The organism is Streptomyces sp. NPDC001904 (assembly GCF_040297005.1).
Taxonomy (GTDB): Bacteria; Actinomycetota; Actinomycetes; order Streptomycetales; family Streptomycetaceae; genus Streptomyces.
The window spans coordinates 40,225-63,748 of the sequence record NZ_JBEOYI010000027.1; the positions used below are offsets into that span (position 1 = coordinate 40,225).

The following is a 23,524-nucleotide window of genomic DNA, read 5'->3' on the forward strand; positions in this document are numbered from 1 at the left end:
AGAAGGGTTCTTCACCATGTCCGCGAACCTGTCGCGCCGTACCCTGCTGCGCTCCATCGCCGTCGGCGGCGCCGCGCTGGCCGCCCCCTCCGTGCTCACCGCCTGCTCCACCGAGACCGCGGGCGGCGGCGACGTCTCCAACGCGGGCAAGAAGGCGGCGGCCTGGCCCACGTACACGCCGGCCAAGGGCGCGACGCCCGATCTGGCCGCCACCGCCGAGGGTGTGCAGGCCGGCTTCACCCGCTATCCGTCGGACCTGGTGAAGGCGGTCGCGGAGAAGCCGGGCACCGGCAAGCAGAAGATCAGAGTCATGACCATCACGTACGGGACTCCGCCGAAGCCCGCCGCGCAGAACAAGTACTGGGCGGCGGTCAACGAGGCGCTGGGCGTCGAGATCGAGTTCGTCGTGGTCGCCGACGCCGACTACCGCTCCAAGATGGCGACCGTGTTCGCCGGGGACGACATCCCCGACGTCATCAACCTCGGCGGCGGCTACGTCCTGCCCCGCCAGGCCCAGTTCATGAAGACCCGCTGCGCCGACCTCACCGAGTACCTGTCGGGCGACGCCATCGCGAAGTACCCGAACCTGGCGGGCATCCCCACCTACGCCTGGGAGGGCATGGGCCGGGTCTCGGGCCGCATCTACGGCGTCCCGGTCGAGCGGCCCAAGCCGCAGGACACCCTGTACTTCAACCGCGGGGCGTTCACGAAGGCGGGCTACAAGCCGGGCATGACCTCCGACGACTTCGCGGCGATGGCCAAGGAGGCCACCAGCGGCAAGAAGTGGGCGCTGGGCGGGTCGGCGACCTCGTTCTTCGGCTACAAGACGCAGGCCAACTGGTTCGGCGCGCCCAACGAGTTCGCCATCGAGGGCGGCAAGGCGGTGCACTGGGGCGCCACCGACGAGTTCCGGGCGACCCTCGAGTACCTGTCGAAGCTGCGCGCGCAGGGCTCGTACTACCCGGAGGCCACCTCGGTCTCGCAGGTCGACCTGAAGACGCAGTTCTGGAACGGCTCGGTGCTGTCCATGACCGACGGCTTCCTCGCCTACCCGGGCGCCGCCCAGGGCATCAAGGACGCCTTCGACCTGGACGCGCTCGTGCCGTACACCGTCGACGGCGCGACCACCCGCTACCAGCAGAGCCAGGGCCTCTTCGGCACCACCGTCATCAAGAAGGCAGCCAAGGACCGCGTCGAGCTGATCCTGCGCGTCCTCGACTACCTGGCCGCGCCGTTCGGCACCGAGGAGTACGAGCTGACCCACTTCGGCCTGGAGGGCACGCACTTCAAGAGGGACGGGGACAACAACCCGATCGCCACCGAGCTGGGCCTGGTCGAGTCGAAGACCAACGTGCCGTTCATGTACCTCTCCGACGCCCCGCAGGTCCTGTACGCGCCCGGCTCCCCGGACGTGGTGAAGCGGCTGCACGCCTGGCAGCGCGAGGTGGTCCCGCTGATGCAGCCGAACATCCGCTTCGGCCTCCAGTCGGACACGTACAACAAGCAGGGCACCGCGCTGCAGCAGCTCTTCGACGACGGGGTGACCGCGATCGTCAGCGGCCGCAAGAAGCTCTCCGACTGGGACGCCGTCTACGCCAAGTGGCAGGCGCAGGGCGGAAAGAAGGTGCTGGAGGAGTTCGGTGCGGAGTACGCGGCTGCGCACTGATCCGGCCTGAGAGGCCGGACGGGCGCAGGCGATGATGGTGCGGGGCGGACAGGCCCCGCACCACGGAGATCGAGGGGACGGACCAGTGGGCGAGAAGGTCACCATCCGGGACGTGGCGGCGCGGGCGGGCGTCTCGGTGGCGACGGTGTCGCGGGTGCTCGCGGGCTCCTACCCGACGTCGGCCGCCTCGCGCGCGAAGGTGCTGCGCGCGGCGAAGGACCTGGACTACGTGGCGAACGCGCACGCCCGCGCGCTCGCGGGCGCGGGCCGCAAGACCATCGCGGTGCTGATGCTGGACGTGGTGAGTTCGTTCTACGCGGCCGTGGCGCAGGGCGTGGAGATGGAGGCGGCCCGGCACGACCGGCTGACGCTCGTCGCGTCCACGGGCGCCGATCCGGCCCGCGAGCTGGCCCTGGTGCAGATGATGCGGGAGCAGGCGGCGGAGGCGGTGGTGCTGGTCGGCGGGGTCGTGGCGGACGACGAGTACCGGGAGCGGATGGCCCGGTACGCGCAGTCGCTGGCCGCCGCGGGTTCACGTCTGGTGCTGTGCGGCCGGCCGGCGCCCGCGCCCGACGTGCCCGCGCTCGTCGTCGAGTACGACAACGAGGCGGGCGCCCACGCCATCACCAGCCATCTGCTAGGCGCGGGGCACCGCAGGATCGCGCTGATCGGCTACCAGCCGGGCAACACCACGGGCGAGGACCGGGTCCGGGGCTATCTGCGGGCCCTGGAGGACCACGGGGTGCCGCGCTCGGAGGCGCTGCTGCACGGCGTCGGCTTCGGGCGCTTCCACGGCGACGAGGCCATTCGCGACCTGCTCCGCAAGTGCGACGGCAAGCCCGACTTCACCGCGGTGTTCGCCGGTGACGACCGGGTGGCCGCCGCCGCGATCAGGGCGCTCGCGGAGTACGGGTTGCGGGTCCCCGAGGACATCTCGGTGGTCGGCTACAACGACGACCCGGTCGCCGCCGACATCACCCCGGGCCTGACCACGGTGCACATCCCCGGCGAGGAACTGGGCCGCACGGCGGTCCGCCTCGCCCTCGACGGCGCGGGCCGCACCAGCCAGCAGCGCCACCTGCTGGGGACGCACATCGTGGTGCGGGAGAGCGTGGGGCGGGTGCGGCCTTAGGACGAGTGCCGAAAGTACTGCCTGCCCGGACCCCGGCTCCATACCGGGTGGGGGTAAGGTGCGGGCTGTGCCGCCGCAGTCGACCCCGTCGTCGAACGGCCGCCCGGGCGTGCGCCCCGGCGGGCGGCTGCTGCTGTTCGTGGCCCTGCTCCTCGGGATCTTCGGCATGCACACGCTGGGGCATCCGACGGGGCACTCCATGGGGCACGGGACGGCGTCCGGGCACAGCATGGCGGCACCGGCCGCCGTGCACGCCGCCCCGGTCACCGCGCACCGGCACGAGATGCCGGGCGACGGCGGTATGGACCCGCTGAGCGTGTGTCTCGCGGTGCTCGGTTCGTTCACGCTGCTGCTGTTGCTCGCGGCGGCGCCGCTCCGGCCGGCGGGCACGGCCGCGCCCGGTCCCGCCCTGCGCGGTCCGGGCCACGCGCACAGGCCGCGTCCTCCCCCGCCCCGTTCGGCGTTGTCGCTCCTGTCGGTGCTGCGCATATAGGCCCGCGCACGCGCCGCCTCGCCCTGCCCTGATGCGGTGGGGTCGATGCGGCGGACGCGTTCGGCACAGCACGCAGCACGACACCGACATCGAGGTGCGACTCAGTCATGCGCAACACTCCGCGATCCCCTCAGACTTCTCCGGTCACCCGCCGTACTCTCCTCGGCGCGTCGATCGCCGTGGCCGGTACGGGAGTTCTGGCCGCCTGCTCCGGATCCGGCCCGGACTCCGGGCACGGGAACCACGGCGCCCCGCCTCGGGGTTACGTCGATCCGGCCGGCCCCGAGGTCGCCGCGGCCGAGCGGCGGCGCGGGCCGGGCGGGCAGGTCCGCAAGGTCTCCCTCACGGCCGCCGCGACCCGGCTCGACCTGGGCGGGCGCACCGTCAGGTCGTGGTCGTACGGGGACGAACTGCCCGGCAAGGAGGTGCGGGTGACCGCGGGCGACACGCTCGCCCTCACCCTCGCCAACCATCTTCCGGAGCCCACGTCCCTGCACTGGCACGGCCTGGCCCTGCGCAACGACATGGACGGCGTCCCCGGCCTCACCCAGCGGCCGGTCGCGCCGGGCGCCGACTTCACGTACCGCTTCAAGGTCGCGCACCCGGGCACGTACTGGTTCCATCCGCACTCGGGCACCCAGCAAGACCGCGGCCTGTACGCCCCGCTCATCGTCGACGACCCCGACGAGCCCCTCTCCTACGACAGGGAGTGGGTGGTCGTCCTCGACGACTGGGTCGACGGGGTGGACGGCTCGACGCCGGACGCGGTTCTGGAGGAGCTGCGCAGGGGGATGGGCTCCGGCCACGGTTCAGGGGGCCACTCGGGCCACGACATGCCGGGGATGAGCGGCATGTCGATGACGTCCGGGTCGGCCTCCCCCGGTCCCTCGGGCCCGGCCGGTCCGTCCCGCATGATGATGGGCGCGAGCAGCGAGCTGCTCGGCGGTGACGCGGGCGACGTCGCCCATCCGTACCACCTCGTCAACGGCCGCACCCCGAAGGCCCCTTCCTCCTTCCGGGCCCGCCCCGGCGACCGCGTCAGGATCCGGTTCATCAACGCGGGCGGCGACACCGCCTTCCGGGTCGCGCTCGGCGGCCACGAGATGACGGTGACGCACACGGACGGCTACCCGGTCCGGCACGCGACGACGGACGCGCTGCTGCTCGGCATGGGCGAGCGCTACGACGTGCTGGTCACGGCGGGCGACGGCGTCTTCCCGCTGACGGCGCTCGCGGAGGGCAAGAAGGCGTCCGCGCTCGCGGTGCTGCGCACGGGCGGCGGCTCGGCACCCGCCGCGTCGGTCCGCCCGAAGGAGCTGGACGGCCGCCTGCTGACGGCCGACGGGTTGAGGGCGGCGGACGAGGTGGCGCTGCCCGCCCGCGAGCCGGACCGCACGGTCGAACTCCAGCTGACGGGCGGGATGGCCGCGTACGACTGGGCGTTCGACAAGAAGCCGTACACGGCGGACCAGCGGCACCCGGTGCGCGCGGGCGAACGGGTCCGCCTGGTCTTCGCCAACTCGACGTCGATGTGGCACCCGGTCCATCTGCACGGCCACACGTTCTCGCTGGCGAACGTGGCGGGCGGTCCCCGCAAGGACACCGCGATCGTGCTGCCGAACGGGACGCTGACGGTGGACTTCGACGCCGACAACCCCGGGCTGTGGATGCTCCACTGCCACAACGTCTACCACTCGGAGGCGGGGATGATGACGGTGCTCGCCTACCGGAGCTGACCCGCGAGCGGCCGGGGCGGGGTCCGTGTCAGCCGTGCACGGACTCGGCCTCGGCCGCCACCGCGGTGCTGCCCGCCACCAGCCGTCCGGCCGCCCGGGCGGGCTCCCGGCGCCGGTCGACGGCGAGGGCGATCCCGGCCACGACGAGGCCCAGCACGGCCAGCGCCGCGCCCGCGAGCGCCGGGGAGGTCACGCCGAAGCCCGCGGCCAGGGCCAGACCGCCGATCCAGGCGCCGCCCGCGTTGGCCAGGTTGAAGGCTCCCTGGTTGGCGGAGGAGGCCAGGGAGGGGGCCGACGCGGCCTTCTCCATGACCATCAGCTGGAGCGGGGAGCCGGTCACGAACGCCGTCAGGCCGAGGAGCAGCACGCCCAGCGGGGCGCTCCACTCCGTGCGCATCAGGAGCGGGAAGAACGCGAGGACCACGCCGAGCGAGGTCAGTCCGCCGAAGAGCGTGGCGCGCAGCGAGTGGTCCGCGAGACGGCCGCCGAGCAGGTTGCCGATGGTGGCGCCGACGCCGAAGAGGGCGAGGAGCAGCGTCACGCTGGAGTCCGCGAAACCGGCGGCGTCCGTGAGCATCGGCGTGATGTAGCTGTAGGCGGCGAAGAGCGCGCCGAAGCCGGCGACGGTCGTGCCGAGGGCGAGCCAGACCGGCAGCGACTTCAGGGCCCGCAGTTCGCCGCGGATGCCGACGGTGGCGCCGTGCCCGTGGTCGGCGGGGACGAGCGCGGCCAGGGCCCCGATGGCGGCGAGGCCGATGGCGCTGACCGCGAGGAACGTGGCGCGCCAGCCGAGCTGCTGCCCCATGGCCGTGGCGACGGGGACGCCGATGACGTTGGCGACGGTCAGGCCGAGGAACATCAGGGAGACCGAGCGGGCCTTGCGTTCGGGGGCCACCAGCGAGGTGGCGACGACCGCGCCGACGCCGAAGAACGCGCCGTGCGGCAGGCCGCTGACGAAGCGGGCGGCCATCAGCCAGTGGTAGTCGGGGGCGGCGGCCGACACCGCGTTGCCCGCGACGAACAGCACCATCAGGCCGATCAGGACCCGGCGGCGGGGCATCCGCGCGGTGACGGCGGCGAGCAGCGGTGCGCCGATGACGACACCGAGCGCGTACGCGGAGACGAGGTGTCCCGCGGTGGGGATGGAGAGGTGCAGGTCGTCGGCGACGTTGGGCAGCAGGCCCATCATCACGAACTCGGTCGTGCCGATGCCGAAGGCGCCCACGGCGAGCGCGAGCAGGGCGAGGGGCATGAAGGATCTTCCCGGAAGTACTGGAGTGGGCAGAGTGAGCGGAACTCATAAGTTTACCGGCGAAACAAAGCCTGACGCATCCAGTATTCCGGCAGGTCAAAGCCGTGTGTACGCGAAGGTGCGGGGAGCGGGACCGGGGAGGAACCTACGTCACACCTGCACGCGCGCGGCGATCGGAAGGTGGTCGCTGGCCGTCCTCGGCAGCGTCCACGACGACACCGGCTCGACGCCCCTGACCATGATCTGGTCGATCCGCGCCATCGGGAACGCGGCGGGCCAGCTGAACCCGAATCCGCTGCCCGCCGCGCCCTGCGTGGAGCGCATCTGGGCGGTGACGGGGCTCAGGGCACGGTCGTTCATCGTGCCGTTGAGGTCGCCGAGCAGGATGACCTTGCCGAGCGGTTCGTGGGCGATGGCCTCGCCGAGGGCGTCGGCGCTCTTGTCGCGCTCGCTGGCGGTGAACCCGGAGTCGAGCTTGACCCGGACCGACGGCATGTGGGCGACGTAGACGGCCACCTTGCCCTCGGGGGTCGCGACCGTGGTGCGCAGCGCGCGCGTCCAGCCCAGCTTGATGTCGACGGGCGCGGTGGCGGAGAGCGGGTACTTGCTCCACAGCCCGACGGTGCCCTGGACCGCGTGGTACGGGTACGTCGACGCGAGCGCCTTCTTGTACGTCGGCAGCGCGTCGCTCGCCAGTTCCTCCAGCGCGACGACCTGGGCGCCCGAGGCGGCGACGTCCCTGGCCGTGCCGGTCGGGTCGGGGTTGTCCGCGTTCACGTTGTGCGTGGCGACCGTGAGGTCGCCGCCGCTCTTCTGCTTGTCGGTGAGCAGCCCGCCGAAGACGCTGAACCACACGATCAGCGGGACCAGCACCGCGATCACCGCCGTCGCCGACTTCCGTACGAGGGCGAGGATCAGCAGCACCGGGACGAACAGGCCCAGCCACGGCAGGAACGTCTCGGTCAGCGAGCCGAGGTTGCCGATGGTGTTGGGGATCTGCGCGTGGAAGAGCATCACCAGGGCGACCAGCACCGCGAGGACCGCCAGCACGATGCCGCGCCGCCAATAGCCCCGGTCGCGCCGCAGCCGCTCACCCAGGCGCCGCAGCCGGGCACCCGGTCCCTGTCGCCCGGAACCCTCGGCGTCTGTGCCGTCGTACGCCTGCGCCATGCCCTCGTCGCCTCACTGCCTGCCGTGCCCGCCGTCGTCGCCCGTCCGACCCTAGGCGATGCGCGGCGCCTTTCCGTCCCGTCACACCCTTCAGCGGGTGGTTCGGTGACGTCCGTACTGCCACGAGGACGAGCAGGGCGGCGTGGGAAGTTCCGGTCGTGGAGGTTTCTGACCTTCTCTGTGACGAAACCCGCACATTCGTCGGCTCTGCTCGAACCACTCGGCCTGCGCGCCCAGTTCCGTGTGTTCGGGTCCGCGGGTGCCGTTCCCCGTGGTCAGCTCCGTGCCTTCAGTCCCGCGAGCACGGTGTCGACGATGCGTTCGGAGAGGTCGTCGGCGAGCGGCGCGTCGGACCGCAGCATGGTGCGCAGCAGCATCGGCCCGGTGAGCAGGTCGCCGGACAGCTCGACGTCGGTCCCTGCGGGGAGTTCGCCCTCGGCGACACCGCGCCGCAGCACGTCGTAGAGGAGGCGGCGCCGGGGTTCCACGACGAGCGAGTGGTACGCGTCCCAGAGCTTGGGCAGGGTCTTCATCTGCGCGAGGACGTTGTGCAGCAGGGCCGAGGTGCGCAGGTTGAGGCCGCGTCGGCGCATGTGTTCCAGGAGCCGGACCAGATCGTCGCGGAGCGAGGTGCCGGGCAGGTCGGGGTCGGGCTCCTCGATGGAGGCGACCACGTCGACGAAGAGTTCCTCCTTGCCGGACCAGCGCCGGTAGATGGTGGCCTTGCCGACGCCCGCGGTGCGGGCGATGCGCTCGATGGACAGCTCGGCGAGCGGCACCCCTTCCTCCAGGAGCCGGACGACGCCCTCGACGATGGCCAGCTCGACGGCCTCGCTGCGCGGGCGGCCGCGGGCGGGCGGCGCGGTGTCCGGGGCCGGGACCCGGGAGGCGGGCAGCGGCCGCGTCCCCGCCCGTCGCGCGCCGCGCCCCGTATCGACGCCCTCCATGCTTCCCACGGCTTCCACCTCGCGCCTCGTCCGTCTCGGCCCACTCCGGTCCGCGCCCGGAATCGCGGTGTCCCGGAATCCGGTCCTCCGACCGGAATCCGTTCCTCCGGCCGGGCTCCGGGGCGATTGTCCCAGCGCCGACCGCCCCGGTGCACCCGGCTCAGCCGCCCGTGCCGACCTTCTCCTGCTCGTCGCTGCGGGCGGCGGGCGCGGCGGGCGTCCTGCCCGGCAGGAAGAGCCCGGTGACCACGGCGCTCAGCAGCGCGATGGCCGCGCCCCACAGGGCGGTGACGTGCATGGCGTGCAGGAACGAGTCGTTGGCCGCCGTGACCAGGCCCTGGGCGCGCGGTCCCAGCTTCTCGGCGACGCCGAGGGTGGCCTCGATGGACGCGCCCGCGGCGTCGCGCACCCCGGCCGGGAGCATCCCCAGCTTGTCGGTGTGGCTTTCGAGTCCGTTGCGGTACGTGGTCGAGAGCACCGAGCCGAGGACGGCGATGCCGAGCGCGCCGCCGACCTGCCGGAAGGTGTTGCTCAGCGCGGACGCGGAGCCCGCCTTCTCGCGCGGCAGCGCCTGCATGATGACGACGCTGGTCGGCGTCATCACGTGCGCCATGCCCGTGCCCATGAGGAAGAAGATGATCTCCAGGAGCCAGATCGGGGTGTCGGCGTCGAGGATCGTGAACGCGGCGAGCATCCCCGCGAGCAGCACGAGGCCGCCCGTGGTGGTGGCCTTCACGCCGATCTTCTCGACGACGATCCGGGCCCGGGGCGCGAAGATCAGCTGAGCCACGGCGAGCGGCAGCATCAGGGCGCCGGTCTGCAGCGGCGAGTAGCCGCGCACGCTCTGCGTGTAGAAGACGGAGAAGAACGTGACGCCCATCAGCGCGAAGAAGACCAGCGCGATCGCGGCGATGGCGGCGGAGAAGACCTTGTTCTTGAAGTAGTCGATGTCGATCGACGGGTGGTCGCTGCGCTTCTCGTAGAGGACGAACGCGGCGAGGACGACGAGGCCCGCGACGATCGTGGCGAGGACCTTGGGGCCGGTGAAGTCGCCCTCGTCGCCGCCCTTGATGATCCCGTAGACCAGCAGCACGAGGCCGACGATGGACAGCACGACACCGACCAGGTCGATCCGGCCCGGCTTCGGGTCCTTGGAGTCGGGCACGAGCGCGAGCATCAGGATCACGGCGAGGATCACGATCGGCACGTTCACCAGGAAGACCGAGCCCCACCAGAAGTGGTCGAGCAGCAGCCCGCCGGTGATCGGTCCGATGGCGATGGCGAGGCCGACGCCGCCGGCCCAGATGCCGATGGCCTTCGGCTGCTCCTCGCGCTCGAAGACGTTCATCAGCACGGCGAGCGTGGCCGGCATGACGAAGGCGGCGCCGAGGCCCATCGCCGCGCGGAACGCGATGAGCTGGGCCGGCGTGCCGGACTCGGCGGCGAGCGCGGAGCCGATGCCGAACACCACGAGTCCCCCGATGAGGACCTTCTTGCGGCCGATGCGGTCGCCGAGGAGTCCGGCGGTGAACAGCAGCCCGGCGAAGACGAGGGTGTACGCGTTGATCGCCCACTCGAGCTCGCTCTGCGTGGCGCCGAGGCCCGTGGGCGCGGGGGTCGAGATCGTCTTGATCGCGACGTTCAGGATGGAGTTGTCGAGGACGACGATCAGCAGGCTCAGCATGAGCACGCCGAGGATGGCCCAGCGACGGCGATGCACGGCCTCCGGTATCCGGGGAGACGCGGGCGCGGCAGGAGTGGTCATGTGTACGACCGTAGACTCATTTCGATACGGCCCCGTCTCGTATTGAAAGTATTGAGAGTATCCGGGCGAATCCCTTACCCGGGCTTTACGCGCGGGTGGCCTCTGGCGCCGGAGCGACACCGGGTGCCACCATGGAGGTGATCCGGGGACGCCGTCAGGGCGCCTCGAGACGACGGAATTGAAGGAGCGGTTGCGATGACGCAACACACACCACTCCAGGCTGCCCAGACGCAGTCCTCCGACAGCAGCGGTACGGGTTCCGGGGCTTCCGGCAACCCGAAGGCGCTGTACGGAGGCACCAGCAGCCGGCGCATCACGGTGCGCGACATCTCGCTCGCCAAGGAGCGGGGCGAGAAGTGGCCGATGCTGACCGCGTACGACGCGATGACGGCCTCGGTCTTCGACGAGTCCGGCATCCCGGTGATGCTGGTCGGCGACTCGGCGGGCAACTGTCACCTCGGCTACGACACGACCGTCCCGGTCACCCTCGACCAGATGATCATGCTCTCGGCGGCCGTCGTGCGCGGCACGTCGCGCGCGATGATCGTGGGCGACCTGCCGTTCGGCTCGTACCAGGAGAGCCCGACGCAGGCGCTGCGGTCCGCGATGCGGCTGGTGAAGGAGGCCGGGGTCGGGGCCGTCAAGCTGGAGGGCGGCGAGCGCTCGCACAGCCAGATCAAGCTCCTCACCGAGGCCGGCATCCCGGTCATGGCGCACATCGGGCTGACCCCGCAGTCGGTGAACACGCAGGGGTACCGCGTGCAGGGCCGCGGCGAGGAGGCGGCGCAGCAGTTGCTGCGGGACGCGAAGGCGGTGCAGGACGCGGGCGCGTTCGCGGTCGTCCTGGAGCTGGTCCCGGCGGAGCTGGCGGCCGAGGTGACGCGGATCCTGCACATCCCCACGGTCGGCATCGGCGCCGGGCCGGAGACGGACGCGCAGGTTCTGGTCTGGACGGACGCGCTCGGGCTCACCGGGGGCAAGATGCCGCGGTTCGTGAAGACGTACGCCAATCTGCGGTCGGTGATGTCCGACGCGGCGAAGGCGTTTGCGGAGGATGTCGTCGGCGGAACGTTCCCTCTGGAGGAGCACTCCGTCCACTGATCCCCCCCCTTTGAGCCATAGCGGCACCAACGCGGCCCGCCGATCTTCCCCCGTCGGCGGGCCGCGGCCGTTTTTCGTGGCGGGTGGGTAGCGACCGCCCGGCCGCAGGCCGGGGCGCCTGCAGCCGACCTGTCAGCGACATATCGGTGGCTGTCGGTCGGCTGTCGGTGGATTGTCGGTGGGGGGTGACACCTTGAGGGCATGACGCGAAACGACAAGACCGCAGAAGGCGGCGCGCAGGCCCGCCCGGTGGCCGTGTCCGTACGGGGACTGGTCAAGCACTACGGCGAGACCAAGGCCCTGGACGGCGTGGACCTGGATGTGCACGAGGGCACCGTGATGGGTGTCCTCGGGCCGAACGGCGCCGGCAAGACCACCCTCGTACGCTGCCTGTCCACCCTCATCACCCCCGACGCCGGCACGGCCGTGGTCGCCGGCTACGACGCGGTGCGCCAGCCCCGGCAGCTGCGCCGGGTGATCGGCCTCACCGGCCAGTACGCCTCGGTCGACGAGAAGCTCTCCGGCCGGGAGAACCTGTACATGATCGGCCGCCTGCTCGACCTGTCCAAGAAGGAGTCGCGGGCCCGGGCCGACGGCCTGCTGGAGCGCTTCTCGCTGACCGACGCGGCCAGCCGCCCCGCGAAGACGTACTCCGGCGGCATGCGCCGCCGCCTCGACCTCGCGGCGTCGATGATCGGCCGCCCGCACGTCCTGTACCTGGACGAGCCGACGACCGGCCTCGACCCCCGTACCCGTAACGAGGTGTGGGACGAGGTCAAGAGCATGGTCCGCGAGGGCGTCACCGTCCTGCTGACCACGCAGTACATGGAGGAGGCCGAGCAGCTGGCCTCCGAGCTGACCGTCATCGACCGCGGCCAGGTCATCGCCGCGGGCGGCATCGAGGAGCTCAAGGCGAAGGTCGGCGGCCGCACCCTGCGCATCCGCCCGGCGGACCCGCTGGAGCTGCGCCCGCTCGCGAACACCCTGGACGACCTGGGCATCACCGGCATCGCGACCACCACCGTGGACACCGAGTCCGGCACCGTCCTGATCCCGATCCTCAGCGACGAGCAGCTGACGGCCGTCGTCGGCGCGGTCACCGCGCGCGGCATCACCATCGGCTCGATCGCCACCGAACTGCCCAGCCTGGACGAGGTGTTCCTCTCCATCACCGGCCAGAAGGCCTCCGCCCCGCAGGACGCCCGGCCCGAACTCGCGGAGGTCGCCGTATGAGTACCGCCACCCTGAACCCCACGGCGCCGACCATCACGGTCGACGCCGACCCCAAGATCGGTCTGCGCGGGCACCTGCGCCACACCGGCGCGCTGATCCGCCGCAATCTGCTGTGGATCAAGCAGGACCCGGAGTCGATGTTCGACGCCATCCTGATGCCGGTCATCTTCACCCTGCTGTTCGTGTACGTCTTCGGCGGCTCCATCGGCTCCGCGATGGGCGGCGGCCAGGACGCGTACGTCCAGTACGTGATCCCCGGCATGGTCGCCATGATGTCGATGAACATCGCGCAGGGCGTCGGCACCGGCTTCAACGAGGACTTCCAGAAGGGCATCATGGACCGCTTCCGGTCCCTGCCCATCGGCCGCGGCTCCGTGCTGATGGCCAAGGTCGTCGTCGAGATGCTGCGCCTGCTGTGCGCCACCACGGTCCTGATGATCGTCGCGCTGCTCGTCGGCTTCGACATCACCAACTGGGCCGGACTGTTCGGCGCGATCGGTCTGACCGCGCTGTTCGGCTCGTCCCTGATGTGGATCTTCCTGGTGCTCGGTGTGACCATGAAGAGCGCGCAGGCCGTGCAGGCCATGGGCTTCCTGGTGATGATGCCGTTGCAGTTCGGCTCGTCGATCTTCGCGCCGACCCAGTCCATGCCGGGCTGGCTGCAGTCCTTCACGAACTGGAACCCGATCTCGGCGCTGGCCGACACCTGCCGCGCCCTGATGACCGGCGGCCCGGTCGCCCACGACCTGTGGGTGACCCTCGCCTGGACGGCGCTGCTGACCGCGGTCATGGCGCCGGTGGCGATCCGCAAGTTCACCACCAAGAACTGATCGCGGCTGTCGCAGGGACAGCACGTCAGTCGGTCGGCTCGCGTCTCAGCAGGGCGGTGGCCTCCTCCACGGAGAGGCCACCGCCCTCGGCGTTCTCCCGTGCGTACAGCTCGTCGCCGAGCCTCCCGCGTGCGCCGCGCTCGGCCCGCTCCCGCCAGTCCCGCTCCATGACGTTGCGCACGTGCCCGGGCGGCAGCGAGGCGTCGGAGGCGCCGATCAGCCGGGCGGCCGTCGCCGCGTCGCCCGCGTCGTCGCGCAGGGTCAGGGCGTTCGCCGCGGTGAGCAGGTGGAGCGCCGCCAGATGCGGTTCGAGCATCGTCGCCAGCGGGTCGTCGGCGACCTCGAGCGCTTCCCGGGCCTTCACCAGCGCGAGGTCGGCGGAGTCCTCCAGGACGTCGAGCATGCCCTCCAGGCCGAGGAGCACGGCCCGGAAGAACAGCACCTCGGCGACCTTGAACTCTTCGCGCAACTGACCCAGCAGGCCGCGCGCCTCCGCGGTACGGCCCGTCGAGGCGAGCCGCGTGAGCAAGAACATCCGGGCCGCCGGCCAGGCCTCGTTGTGGTGCTTGCGGGCCGGGTCGAGGGTGTCGCGCAGCATCTGCTCGCCGCGCTCCCCCTCCCCCTGCTCGATGAGCACGTTGCCGAGCCGTACCGACAGGATCGCGACCTGCGCGTGGGCGCCGACCTCCTCGGCGACCCGCTGGGCCCGGGTGAAGTCGGCCGCGGCCGCGTCGAACCGGCCCAGCTTCTCGTGCGCCTCGCCGCGCACCGACAGCGCCTCCGCCATCCCCCACTCGTCGCCGAGCCGGGTGAACAGGTCCAGGGACTCGTCGGCGTCGGCGAGCCCCGCCTCGGCGGTCTCGACGCGGTTGGCCCGCAGGTTGGCGCGCAGGTGCAGCACGTGCGCGAGCTCCCACTCGTAGCCGAGGGCGCGGCAGGTGCGCACCGTCCGGTCGCTCAGCCCCTCCATCCGCTCGCCCTGGCCCGACATCAGGACGGCGAAGTACCAGAGGTGCCCCGGCGGGCGGCAGGCCTGCGGCAGGTCGGGGCCGAGGGTGTCGACGATGGTGCGCAGCCGGGCCCTGCCCTCCTCGCCCTGCCACACGTCCAGCTCCATGTCCATGTAGCCGAGCCGGGTCAGGTGCACCTCGCGGCGGGCCTCGTCGAGGAGGTCGCCGGTGAGCGGGGGCGGCAGGTCGGTGCAGCGCTGGTAGATCGGCGGTGCGGGGCGGGCGTCCGGGCCGAAGGGGTCGGGGCCCAGTGCCGCCGCCTCCATGGTCCAGGTGCGGGAGTCGGTGCGCAGGTCGCGGATCATCCAGAACCAGATCAGGGAGAGCACCAGGCTAAGCATCTCCTGCTCGTCGCGGGCGGCGGCGGCCCGGCGCAGGGCGGTGCGCAGGTTCTCGTAGTCGCGCTCGATCCGGGCGATGGCCGCGCGCTGGCCCGCGCCGCGCAGCAACGGGTCGGTGGTGCGGGCGAGTTCCCGGTAGTACGTGAGGTGGGCGCGCTCGGCGGCGGTGCGGTCGGCGGCCTCGTCGAGCCGGTCGCCCGCGTACTCGGCGACGGTCTCCAGCAGGCGGTAGCGCATCTCGCCGCTGTCGTCGGGGGCGGCGACCACGAGGGACTTGTCGACGAGGGAGGACAGCGCGTCCAGCGCCTCGGGTCCGCAGACCGTCTCGGCGGCGGTGAGGTCGCAGCCGCCGCTGAACACGGAGAGCCGGGCGAGGACGGCGCGCTCGCCGTCGTCGAGGAGGTCCCAGGACCAGTCGACGACGGCGCGCAGGGTCTGCTGGCGGGGCAGGGCGGTGCGGGCGCCGGAGGTGAGCAGCCGGAAGCGGTCGTCGAGGCGGTCGGCGATCTGGCGCGGGGTGAGCATCCGCAGCCGGGCCGCGGCGAGTTCGATGGCGAGCGGGAGGCCGTCGAGGCGGCGGCAGATCTCGGTGACGGCGGCCGTGGTCTCCTCGGACCCGTCGACCCGGAACCCCGGGCGGACGGTGGCGCCGCGCTCGCCGAACAGCCGCAGCGCGTACGGCTGGGGCAGCGGTTCGACGGGGTACAGGACCTCGCCGGGCACGCCGAGGGGTTCGCGGCTGGTGGCGAGCACGGTCAGGCCCGGGCAGCGGGCCAGCAGGTGCTCGGCGAGGGCGGCGGCTGCCTCGACGACGTGCTCGCAGTTGTCGAGTACGAGGATCATGCGGCGGTCGGCGCAGTGCTCCACGAGGCGGACCAGCGGGTCGTCGCCCTGGCGTTCCCCGACGGCGCGCAGCTCCTCGGCGCCGGCGCCGCGCAGCACGGTCTCGCGGGCGCCGAGCGCGCTGACGACGGCCTCCGGGACGGCGGCGGCATCGCTGACCGGGGCCAGTTCGGCGAGCCAGACGCCGTCCGGGGCGGTGGTCTCCGCGAGGCCTTCGGCGGCCTCCTGGGACAGCCGGGTCTTTCCGGCGCCGCCCGGGCCTAGGAGGGTCAGCAGGCGGGCCTGCGTGAGCTCGGTCCGGATGGCGTCGATGTCGGTGCCGCGGCCGACGAAGGAGGTGAGGCGGGCGCGGAGGTTGCCCGGGGTGCGCGGTTCGGCCGGGGCCGGGGCGAGCGGTGCGGCGCTGTGGTCGGGGTCCGCCGGGAGCGCCTGCCCCGCGCCGGGGTGCCGCCGGGCGGTGTCCGAGTCCAGCAACTCGCCGTGCAGGGAGCGCAGTTCAGGGCCCGGGTCGGTGCCGAGGCGGTCGGCGAGGGTGCGGCGTATGCCGTCGTACGCGGCCAGTGCCTCGGCGGTGCGGCCCGCATCGCGGAGTGCGCGCAGGCGCAGCACCTGGAGGGCTTCGTCCAGCGGATGCGCGTCGCACAGCGCCGTCAGCTCGGGCAGCGCCTCCTCGGCCCGGCCCAGGGCGAGCCGGGCGGCGAGCCGGGTGCGGCGGGCGTCCAGGTGGCGAGTGTCCCAGCGGGCCGCCTCGCTCACCCGGTCGGGCAGGTCGGCGAGGGCGGGCCCGCGCCACAGCGCGAGCGCCTCGTCGAGCAGCTCGGCGGCCTTGCCCGGGTCGCCGTCGGCGAGGCCGCGGGCGCCGTCGGCGGTCAGCCGCTCGAAGCGGAACAGGTCGATGTCGTCCGTGACGGCCACCAGCCGGTAGCCGCCCTCGTCGGAGGCGACGGCCGCGGCGCCGAGGACCCGGCGCAGCCGCCCCACGAGCGCCTGGAGCGCGCCCTGCGCGTCGGCGGGGGGCTCGGCGCCCCACACCTCGTCGACGAGCGCCGCCACCGGCACGGTGCGGCCCGGCCTCAGGGCGAGCACGGTGAGCAGGGCACGCAGCCGCGCCCCGCCGACGGGGACGGCCGTGCCGTCGTCGCGGAGAGCCTGGGTGGTGCCGAAGAGGCGATAGCGCACCGGCCCATTGTCCCCGCCCGCGCGGGAACCGGCCGCCGGGTCCGCCCAGAGCGTCCGCCGGCGCCGCGAACGGCCGCTCACCGCTTCCCTCCGGCCGTCGCCGTCACCGATCCCGGCCGCCGCGGAACTCCCGCGCCCGCGCGACACGTTTCCTCCGCAGGGCGGGTACGTTCATGCACGCCCCCCGCCATCCGACCCGGGAGTTCCGTCCTCATGAGCACCGCCACATCCCGACGAGGCGACAGCAGGATCAGCCCCGTCTTCCTCGGCATCGCCGCGATCACGGCCGTGGCCGGCTGGGCGGTGTGGACGGACTTCGCGTCGCAGCCCGGCTTCGCGGTGTTCCTGTTCGTGACGGGGGCGTGGATCGTCTCGCTCTGTCTGCACGAGTACGCGCACGCCCGCACCGCCCTGCACAGCGGGGACATCTCGGTCGGCGCCAAGGGCTATCTGACCCTGAACCCGCTGAAGTACACGCACGCGCTGCTCAGCATCGTGCTGCCGGTCCTCTTCGTGATCATGGGCGGGATCGGTCTGCCCGGCGGTGCGGTCTTCATCGAGCGGGGCCGGATCCAGGGCCGCTGGCGGCACAGCCTGATCTCGGCGGCGGGTCCGCTGACGAACGTGCTGTTCGCGATCGTGTGCACGGCGCCGTTCTGGCTGGACCTGCTGGACGGCGTGCCGGACACCTTCCGCTACGCGCTGGCCTTCCTGGCGCTGCTCCAGGTGACGGCGGCGATCCTGAACTTCCTGCCGGTGCCGGGCCTGGACGGCTACGGCGTCATCGAGCCCTGGCTGTCGTACAAGGTGAAGCGGCAGGTGGAGCCGTTCGCGCAGTTCGGTCTGCTCGCCGTGTTCGCGCTGCTGTGGATCCCGTCGGTGAACCACGTGTTCTTCGACGTGGTGGACGCGCTGCTGCGCGCGCTCGGGGTGCACGACTGGGACACCTACTGGGGCCAGCGCTTCTACCGCTTCTGGGAGGGCACCCCGGAGATCCCGGTGTTCAGCCAGTAGGGGCGCTCTGGGACTTCTCGGCCTTGGCCTTGCGGGCGTAGAACCAGGTCATGTTCGACGTGATGCCCGCGATGAGCACCCACACGATCCCGAGGAAGCTGCCCTGGACGAAGGAGACCACGGCGGCCACGACGGCGAGCAGGCAGACGACGAGAGCGAAGAGTGCGATGCGGGGCATGGGGTCGGCTCCAATACACGGCTGGTGTTCGCCGACCAGTGTCCCCCATGCCCCGCCCGCGCCCGAAGGCGACCCGAACAACCCCTTGTGGGGGTTATCGGGTGGTTATACGTCCGTGACGCGCAGGCCCGCGTGCGCCTTGTAGCGGCGGTTGGTGGAGATCAGATTGGCGACCAGGGACTCCACCTGGTGGGCGTTGCGCAGCCGGCCCGCGAAGACGCCGCGCATGCCCGGGATGCGTCCGGCCAGCGCCTGCACCAGGTCGGTGTCGGCGCGGCTCTCGCCGAGCACCATCACGTCGGTGTCGATCTCGTCGATCTCCGGGTCGGCGAGGAGCACCGCGGACAGGTGGTGGAAGGCGGCGGTGACCCGGGAGTCCGGGAGCAGGGCGGCCGCCTGTTCGGCGGCGCTGCCCTCCTCCGGCTTCAGCGCGTACGCGCCCTTCTTGTCGAAGCCGAGGGGGTTGACGCAGTCGACGACGAGCTTGCCGGCGAGGTCCTCGCGGAGCGCTTCGAGGGTGGCTCCGTGGCCGTCCCACGGCACGGCGACGATCACGATGTCGCTGCGGCGCGCGCACTCGGCGTTGTCGGCGCCCTCGATGCCGAGACCGTGTGCGTCGAGCTCCTCCGCGGCGGCCTGTGCGCGCTCGGCGGCGCGGGAGCCGAGGATCACCTTCTGGCCGGCGCGCGCGAAGCGGTAGGCGAGGCCCTTGCCCTGCGGTCCGGTGCCGCCGAGCACGCCGACGACGAGGCCGGACACGTCGGGCAGGTCCCAGGGGTCCTTGGCCGGGGCCTTCGGGGCGGTCTGTGCGCTGTCATCACTGGTAGTCATGGAGCGACCTTACTCAGAGGTACCGGGCGGCGACCCGTACGGGCGGTCTTGCCGTGAACCTCACATCGGGGCGGAGTACTTGAGGCAGCATGCAGCCCCATGGACGCCGTACGAGTGGCGCTGTTGCGCGAGGTTCTCGCCGGCACCGAGTGGCCGGCCGCCACCCGTCGCTTCGCCGGGGCGCTGCGGTCCTCGGTGGGCGCGCACGGGGGTGGGCTGCTGCTGGTCGGCACCGAGGAGTACGAGCCCTGGCACCTGGCCGCGCATCTGGTCGACGAGGCCGCCTGGTCGGGCACGCCGGAGCTGTCGCCGACCCTGGTGCGGCATGCCGCGCGGCCCGGTGATCCGGCTCATCTCGCCGTCGGTCTCGGGCGGCTCGCGGCGGCTCGGCGCGGGGAGACGTTGCTGGTGGTGACGCCGGACGCGGTGGGGGCCCCGCTGCTGGAGCGGGTGCACGACGCGCGGCGGGCCGGGGCGACCGTGCTGGCGCTGGACGGGCAGGTGGCGGCCAACACGGATCTGCGGGCGCTGGCGCACGACGCGCTGGCCGTGCCCGGCGGGACCGATCTCGATCTCGATACGGTCCAGCACCTGGTGAGTGCGGCTGCCGGGGAGAACGCGGGGGCCGCCGCGCGGGGGCGGCGGACGTTCCGGGACCGGTTGTCGCGGCTGGCGGACCATCTGACGGCGCCGCCGCCCGCGCGCTGGTAGTCGATCACGCGCGGGCCGGTGGCGACCAGCCACGACGGTGGAGCACCCGCCCGACTACCCCTTCCCGGTCTCGCCGGAGGCCCCCGTGTCGTGCCACTTCGGGTCGTTCTCCCACTCCAGGTTGCGCTCCTGCGCGGTCTGCATGGCGTGCTCGGCCTCGGTGCGCGACGCGTAGGGGCCGAACCGGTCCTTGGCCGGGCACTCCGGGCCTTCCTCGACCTTGCGGTGCTCCAGGCAGTAGTACCACTCGCCGGGTTTACCCTCGGTCCTCTTCTTGAACAGGGCCATGTCCGACTCCTCTCCTCGGGGCGCTCAGGGCCATGCTCCCCCAGTCCCGCTCGTTACACTCGCTGGCATGTCTGGCCAGTCGCAGTCGTCGCTGCTCGTACCCGGGGAACTCTCCCCCACCCGTCATGTGCCCGGGAACATCCGGCGCCCCGAGTACGTCGGCAAGCCCGCGCCGACCCCGTACAAGGGTCCGGAGGTGCAGACGCCGGAGACCATCGAGGCGATGCGGACCGCCGGACGGATCGCGGCGCAGGCGATGGAGGAGGCGGCGAAGGCGATCGCGCCGGGCGTCACCACCGACGAGCTGGACCGCATCGCGCACGCCTACATGTGCGACCACGGCGCCTACCCCTCCACGCTCGGCTACCGCGGCTTCCCCAAGTCGCTGTGCACCAGCGTCAACGAGGTCATCTGCCACGGCATCCCGGACTCCACGGTGCTGCGCGACGGCGACATCATCAACCTGGACGTGACCGCGTACATCGGCGGGGTGCACGGCGACAACAACGCCACGTACCTCGTGGGGGACGTCGACGAGGAGTCCCGGCTGCTCGTCGAGCGGACCCGTGAGTCGCTGAACCGCGCGATCAAGGCCGTGAAGCCCGGCCGCCAGATCAACATCATCGGGCGGGTCATCGAGTCGTACGCCAAGCGCTTCGGCTACGGGGTCGTGCGCGACTTCACCGGGCACGGCATCAACTCGTCGTTCCACAGCGGCCTGATCATCCCGCACTACGACAGCCCGCACGCCACGACCGTGATCCAGCCCGGCATGACGTTCACGATCGAGCCCATGCTGACGCTCGGCACGCACGACTACGACATGTGGGACGACGGGTGGACCGTCGTCACCAAGGACCGCAAGCGGACCGCCCAGTTCGAGCACACGCTCGTCGTCACGGAGACCGGCACGGAGATCCTCACCCTGCCGTAGCCCGGAGCCGCTCCGTACCAGCCCGTCCCGTTCCCGGGGCGGGCTTTCGCTTTGTCGTTCCCCTGTTCGGGAAAGCGGGTATTTTCTTACCGACAGCCTGTCGGGAAAGCCGAAAAGGGTGCTACTTTAGGCAAGGCTAACCTAACTAATACTTTCGGCGGAGGCCCCATGGACACCCCGTTCTCCACCTTGATCCGTACCGCCTCGCACGAGCAGCACACCGAGGCGGAGACGTCGACCTTCATGAGCGACCTGCTCGGCGGGACGCTCGGCGTGGACGCCTACACGCGGTACACGGAGCAACTGTGGTTCGTCTACAAGGCGCTTGAGGACGGCATGGACCGCCTCGCCGACGATCCGGTCGCGGGCCCCTTCATCCGGACCGAGCTGGCGCGCGTGCCCGAGCTGGCGCGCGACCTCGCGCACCTGCGGGGGCCCGACTGGCGCGAGCGGGTCACGGCGCTGCCGGCGACCGAGGCGTACGCGGCCCGGATCGCGGAGTGCGTGCGGGAGTGGCCGGCCGGATATGTGGCGCACCACTACACCCGGTACCTGGGCGACCTGTCCGGTGGGCAGATCATCCGCGACAAGGCGGAGAAGACCTGGGGGTTCGCGCGCAAGGGCGACGGGGTGCGGTTCTATGTCTTCGAGGGGGTCGCGAATCCGGCGGCGTTCAAGCGGCAGTACCGGGAGCTGCTGGATGCCATCGCCGTGGACGAGCTGGAGCAGCAGCGGGTGGTCGCCGAGTGCAAGCGGGCGTTCTCGTTGAACACCGCGGTGTTCGTCGCGCTGGGTGAGGAGTTCTCCAGCGCGGCCTGATGCTCTGCGGCCGGGGCTGCGGGGGCGAGAAGCGCGGCTCAGCGGAGCCGTACCCGGCCGCCCACCTCCACGTAGCCGCCCGGCTGGGGTGCCGTCAGGAGCTGGGAGCCCCTGCCCTGGCGGATGTTGAGGGCCCGGTCGAGGCGGGCCGTGAGGAGGAGGGCCGCCGCGCCCGTCGCCTCGTCCTCCGTGATGCCGTCGCCGCGGCCGGGGAAGCCGCGGGCCCGGACCCGGCCCGCCGCCTCGTCCTCCCAGGCCCAGGCGTAGATCCACTCGCCCTCGGGCGGCACCGCCAGCGCGTCCACCTCCGCGGCCGACGCGTACTGGCGCAGCGTGCGCGGCGGGACCCAGTCCGCGTGGGCCTCGATCCAGCTGAACTCGCCGTCCAGGCGCGCTCCGACGACGCCGGCCGGGACGACCAGTTCGGGCACGTCGAGCAGCCAGGCGGCGCCGACGCACGGGTGTCCGGCGAACGGCAGGCGGGTCGAGGGCGTGCAGATGTCGAGGACGCCGCGCTCGGGGTCGTCGACGAAGACGGTCTCGCTGAAGCCCAGTTTCGCCGCGAACAGCAGGCGCTCGTCCGGGTCCGGGATCCGGGAGCAGTCGCGCACGACCCCGAGGTCGTTGCCGTGCCGGCCGTCGGGGCCGCAGAAGACGGACAGGACGTCGTACTCGTTCATGTCGGCAGTGAACCACGGCATCCGGCCGCCCAACCACCCCCGCTTGACCGTCTCTTGACCTCTTCCTGGGTCGCCCATGGGTCGCTTGTATCCGCCTCGCGACCAGCGGGTTTCCATGAGAGGTGAATCACGCCACAAGGGGGTAGCACTTAGGCAAGCCTCATATAAGTTAGGGCCGCCTTAGTCGAGCTGTGCACTGTCTGTACGCCCCTTGGAGCCCGCATGCGAGCCGTCCGTTTCTCCGTCACCACCGCCGTAGCCACGGCGGCGGCCCTGACCGTCGTCACGGGCTGCACCGAGAAGAGCGACGCCAAGAGCGGCGGTTCCGGCGCGATCCGGGTGACCGCGACCGACGACAGCTGCAAGGTGTCGAAGACCCGGTTCCCGGCCGGCCACGTCGAGCTGGCCGTCGAGAACAAGGGCTCGCGGGTCACCGAGGTGGAGATCCTCTTCCCCGACGACCGCATCGTCTCCGAGCGCGAGAACATCGGCCCCGGCACCAAGCACACCCTGACCGCCGAGGTGAAGAGCGGCGACTACCGCATCGCCTGCATCCCCGGCATGAAGGGCAAGGGCCACCGCCAGGACGTGAAGGCCACCGGCGGCACGGCGGCCAAGCGCGACCCGCGCCTGGACAAGGCCGTCGCCGGCTACCGCCAGTACGCGCAGGAGCAGGCCGACCAGACGCTGCCGAAGGTGAAGGTCTTCACCGACGCCGTCCGCGCGGGCGACCTCGACGCCGCGAAGAAGGCCTACGCCCCCTCGCGCATCGGCTGGGAGCGCACCGAGCCGGTCGCCGAGTCGTTCGGCGACATCGACCCGAAGACCGACACCCGCGCCGACGGCCTCGAAGAGGGCCAGAAGTGGACCGGCTGGCACCGCCTGGAGAAGGCGCTGTGGAAGGACAAGAAGATCGGCTCGGCCGAGAAGTCGCTGGCCACGCAGCTCGACAAGGACCTCGCCGACTGGCAGCAGCGCGTCGGCAAGGCCGAGATCACCCCGACCTCCATGGCCAACGGCGCCAAGGAACTGCTCGACGAGGTCGCCACCGGCAAGGTCACCGGTGAGGAGGAGCGCTACTCGCACACCGACCTGGTCGACTTCAAGGCCAACGTCGAGGGCGCGGAGAAGGCGTACGAGCTGCTGAAGCCGGTCGCCTCGGAGAACGACGCCGCGCTCACCAAGGAGCTCGACAAGCAGTTCGCCGCGCTCGACGCCCTCCTCGACAAGTACCGCAAGAACACCTCCTCGTACGACTTCGTCTCCTACGACAAGGTCGGCAAGGCGGACCAGAAGGAGCTGTCCGACGGCGTCAACGCGCTCGCGGAGCCGCTGTCGAAGCTCGCCGCGGCCGTCGTCAAGTAGCCGTCA

General features: G+C 71.9%; 21 protein-coding genes. 12 read left to right on the forward strand and 9 right to left on the reverse strand.

All coding sequences use genetic code 11. The features are described 5' to 3' along the window. The first annotated feature begins 16 nt into the window (after positions 1-16). From ABT127_RS32050 to ABT127_RS32065, 4 genes are all read left to right on the forward strand, one after another. Entirely contained in the window at positions 17-1,666 is a 1,650-nt protein-coding gene (locus tag ABT127_RS32050) for an extracellular solute-binding protein (protein WP_351457720.1), read from the forward strand. An 85-nt stretch (positions 1,667-1,751) separates the two neighbouring features. After that, positions 1,752-2,798: a LacI family DNA-binding transcriptional regulator gene (locus ABT127_RS32055; protein ID WP_351457723.1), complete on the forward strand. Its 1,047-nt coding sequence runs from the start codon at positions 1,752-1,754 to the stop codon at positions 2,796-2,798. A 67-nt stretch (positions 2,799-2,865) separates the two neighbouring features. Continuing rightward, positions 2,866-3,291, forward strand: coding sequence for a DUF6153 family protein (locus ABT127_RS32060; RefSeq protein WP_351457726.1), 426 nt, complete (start codon positions 2,866-2,868; stop codon positions 3,289-3,291). A 107-nt stretch (positions 3,292-3,398) separates the two neighbouring features. Continuing rightward, entirely contained in the window at positions 3,399-5,027 is a 1,629-nt protein-coding gene (locus ABT127_RS32065) for a multicopper oxidase family protein (protein ID WP_351457728.1), read from the forward strand. A gap of 28 nt (positions 5,028-5,055) precedes the next feature. On the opposite strand, the gene ABT127_RS32070 is transcribed toward ABT127_RS32065, so the two are convergent. The 4 genes from ABT127_RS32070 to ABT127_RS32085 all read right to left on the reverse strand — a co-directional run bounded on the left by ABT127_RS32070 (position 5,056) and on the right by ABT127_RS32085 (position 10,161). Further along, a complete protein-coding gene (locus tag ABT127_RS32070) occupies positions 5,056-6,279 on the reverse strand; it encodes an MFS transporter (protein ID WP_351457731.1) in 1,224 nt (407 codons plus the stop codon). Positions 6,280-6,429: 150 nt separating this feature from the next. Continuing rightward, positions 6,430-7,449: an endonuclease/exonuclease/phosphatase family protein gene (locus ABT127_RS32075; RefSeq protein WP_351457733.1), complete on the reverse strand. Its 1,020-nt coding sequence runs from the start codon at positions 7,447-7,449 to the stop codon at positions 6,430-6,432. Positions 7,450-7,724: 275 nt separating this feature from the next. Beyond that, a complete protein-coding gene (locus ABT127_RS32080; RefSeq protein ID WP_351457877.1) occupies positions 7,725-8,396 on the reverse strand; it encodes a TetR/AcrR family transcriptional regulator in 672 nt (223 codons plus the stop codon). Between the two features lie 160 nt (positions 8,397-8,556). Beyond that, positions 8,557-10,161 carry a DHA2 family efflux MFS transporter permease subunit gene (locus ABT127_RS32085; RefSeq protein ID WP_351457736.1) on the reverse strand — a complete coding sequence of 535 codons (1,605 nt, stop codon included), beginning with the start codon at positions 10,159-10,161 and terminating at the stop codon, positions 8,557-8,559. 195 nt (positions 10,162-10,356) lie between these two features. On the opposite strand from ABT127_RS32085, the gene panB reads away from it, so the two are divergent. The 3 genes from panB (at position 10,357) to ABT127_RS32100 (ending at position 13,325) form a co-directional block, all read left to right on the forward strand. Then, positions 10,357-11,262 carry a 3-methyl-2-oxobutanoate hydroxymethyltransferase gene (gene panB / locus ABT127_RS32090; RefSeq protein ID WP_351457739.1) on the forward strand — a complete coding sequence of 302 codons (906 nt, stop codon included), beginning with the start codon at positions 10,357-10,359 and terminating at the stop codon, positions 11,260-11,262. Between the two features lie 201 nt (positions 11,263-11,463). Continuing rightward, positions 11,464-12,495, forward strand: a complete 1,032-nt coding sequence (locus ABT127_RS32095; RefSeq protein ID WP_351457741.1) for an ATP-binding cassette domain-containing protein — start codon at positions 11,464-11,466, stop codon at positions 12,493-12,495. Beyond that, positions 12,492-13,325 carry an ABC transporter permease gene (locus ABT127_RS32100; RefSeq protein ID WP_351457743.1) on the forward strand — a complete coding sequence of 278 codons (834 nt, stop codon included), beginning with the start codon at positions 12,492-12,494 and terminating at the stop codon, positions 13,323-13,325. Before ABT127_RS32095 ends, ABT127_RS32100 begins: the two co-directional genes overlap by 4 nt. Positions 13,326-13,350: 25 nt before the next feature. On the opposite strand, the gene ABT127_RS32105 is transcribed toward ABT127_RS32100, so the two are convergent. Continuing rightward, positions 13,351-16,698: an AfsR/SARP family transcriptional regulator gene (locus tag ABT127_RS32105; RefSeq protein WP_351457746.1), complete on the reverse strand. Its 3,348-nt coding sequence runs from the start codon at positions 16,696-16,698 to the stop codon at positions 13,351-13,353. 213 nt (positions 16,699-16,911) lie between these two features. On the opposite strand from ABT127_RS32105, the gene ABT127_RS32110 reads away from it, so the two are divergent. Further along, positions 16,912-17,712 (forward strand): site-2 protease family protein, encoded by an 801-nt coding sequence (locus ABT127_RS32110; protein ID WP_351457748.1) that lies wholly within the window; start codon positions 16,912-16,914, stop codon positions 17,710-17,712. On the opposite strand, the gene ABT127_RS32115 is transcribed toward ABT127_RS32110, so the two are convergent. Continuing rightward, on the reverse strand, positions 17,702-17,890 hold the full coding sequence (locus ABT127_RS32115; RefSeq protein WP_351457751.1) for a hypothetical protein: 189 nt from the start codon (positions 17,888-17,890) through the stop codon (positions 17,702-17,704). The genes ABT127_RS32110 and ABT127_RS32115 overlap by 11 nt on opposite strands. A gap of 105 nt (positions 17,891-17,995) precedes the next feature. Then, positions 17,996-18,721, reverse strand: a complete 726-nt coding sequence (gene npdG / locus ABT127_RS32120) for an NADPH-dependent F420 reductase (protein ID WP_351457753.1) — start codon at positions 18,719-18,721, stop codon at positions 17,996-17,998. A 99-nt stretch (positions 18,722-18,820) separates the two neighbouring features. On the opposite strand from npdG, the gene ABT127_RS32125 reads away from it, so the two are divergent. Further along, positions 18,821-19,432, forward strand: coding sequence for a hypothetical protein (locus ABT127_RS32125; protein WP_351457756.1), 612 nt, complete (start codon positions 18,821-18,823; stop codon positions 19,430-19,432). 54 nt (positions 19,433-19,486) lie between these two features. Here the strand turns inward: ABT127_RS32125 and ABT127_RS32130 are convergent, their stop codons facing one another. Then, positions 19,487-19,720: a hypothetical protein gene (locus ABT127_RS32130; RefSeq protein WP_351457758.1), complete on the reverse strand. Its 234-nt coding sequence runs from the start codon at positions 19,718-19,720 to the stop codon at positions 19,487-19,489. Positions 19,721-19,787: 67 nt separating this feature from the next. Here ABT127_RS32130 and map point away from each other — a divergent pair, with 67 nt between their 5' ends. Both map and ABT127_RS32140 read left to right on the forward strand, forming a co-directional pair. Continuing rightward, complete coding sequence (gene map, locus ABT127_RS32135) at positions 19,788-20,654, forward strand: type I methionyl aminopeptidase (RefSeq protein ID WP_351457761.1); 867 nt, start codon at positions 19,788-19,790, stop codon at positions 20,652-20,654. Between the two features lie 168 nt (positions 20,655-20,822). Beyond that, positions 20,823-21,473 (forward strand): biliverdin-producing heme oxygenase, encoded by a 651-nt coding sequence (locus tag ABT127_RS32140; protein ID WP_351457764.1) that lies wholly within the window; start codon positions 20,823-20,825, stop codon positions 21,471-21,473. 38 nt (positions 21,474-21,511) lie between these two features. Here ABT127_RS32140 and ABT127_RS32145 read toward each other — a convergent pair whose 3' ends face one another. After that, positions 21,512-22,153, reverse strand: coding sequence for a PhzF family phenazine biosynthesis protein (locus ABT127_RS32145; protein WP_351457766.1), 642 nt, complete (start codon positions 22,151-22,153; stop codon positions 21,512-21,514). A 222-nt stretch (positions 22,154-22,375) separates the two neighbouring features. On the opposite strand from ABT127_RS32145, the gene efeO reads away from it, so the two are divergent. After that, on the forward strand, positions 22,376-23,518 hold the full coding sequence (gene efeO / locus ABT127_RS32150; protein ID WP_351457768.1) for an iron uptake system protein EfeO: 1,143 nt from the start codon (positions 22,376-22,378) through the stop codon (positions 23,516-23,518). Positions 23,519-23,524: the final 6 nt, after the last annotated feature.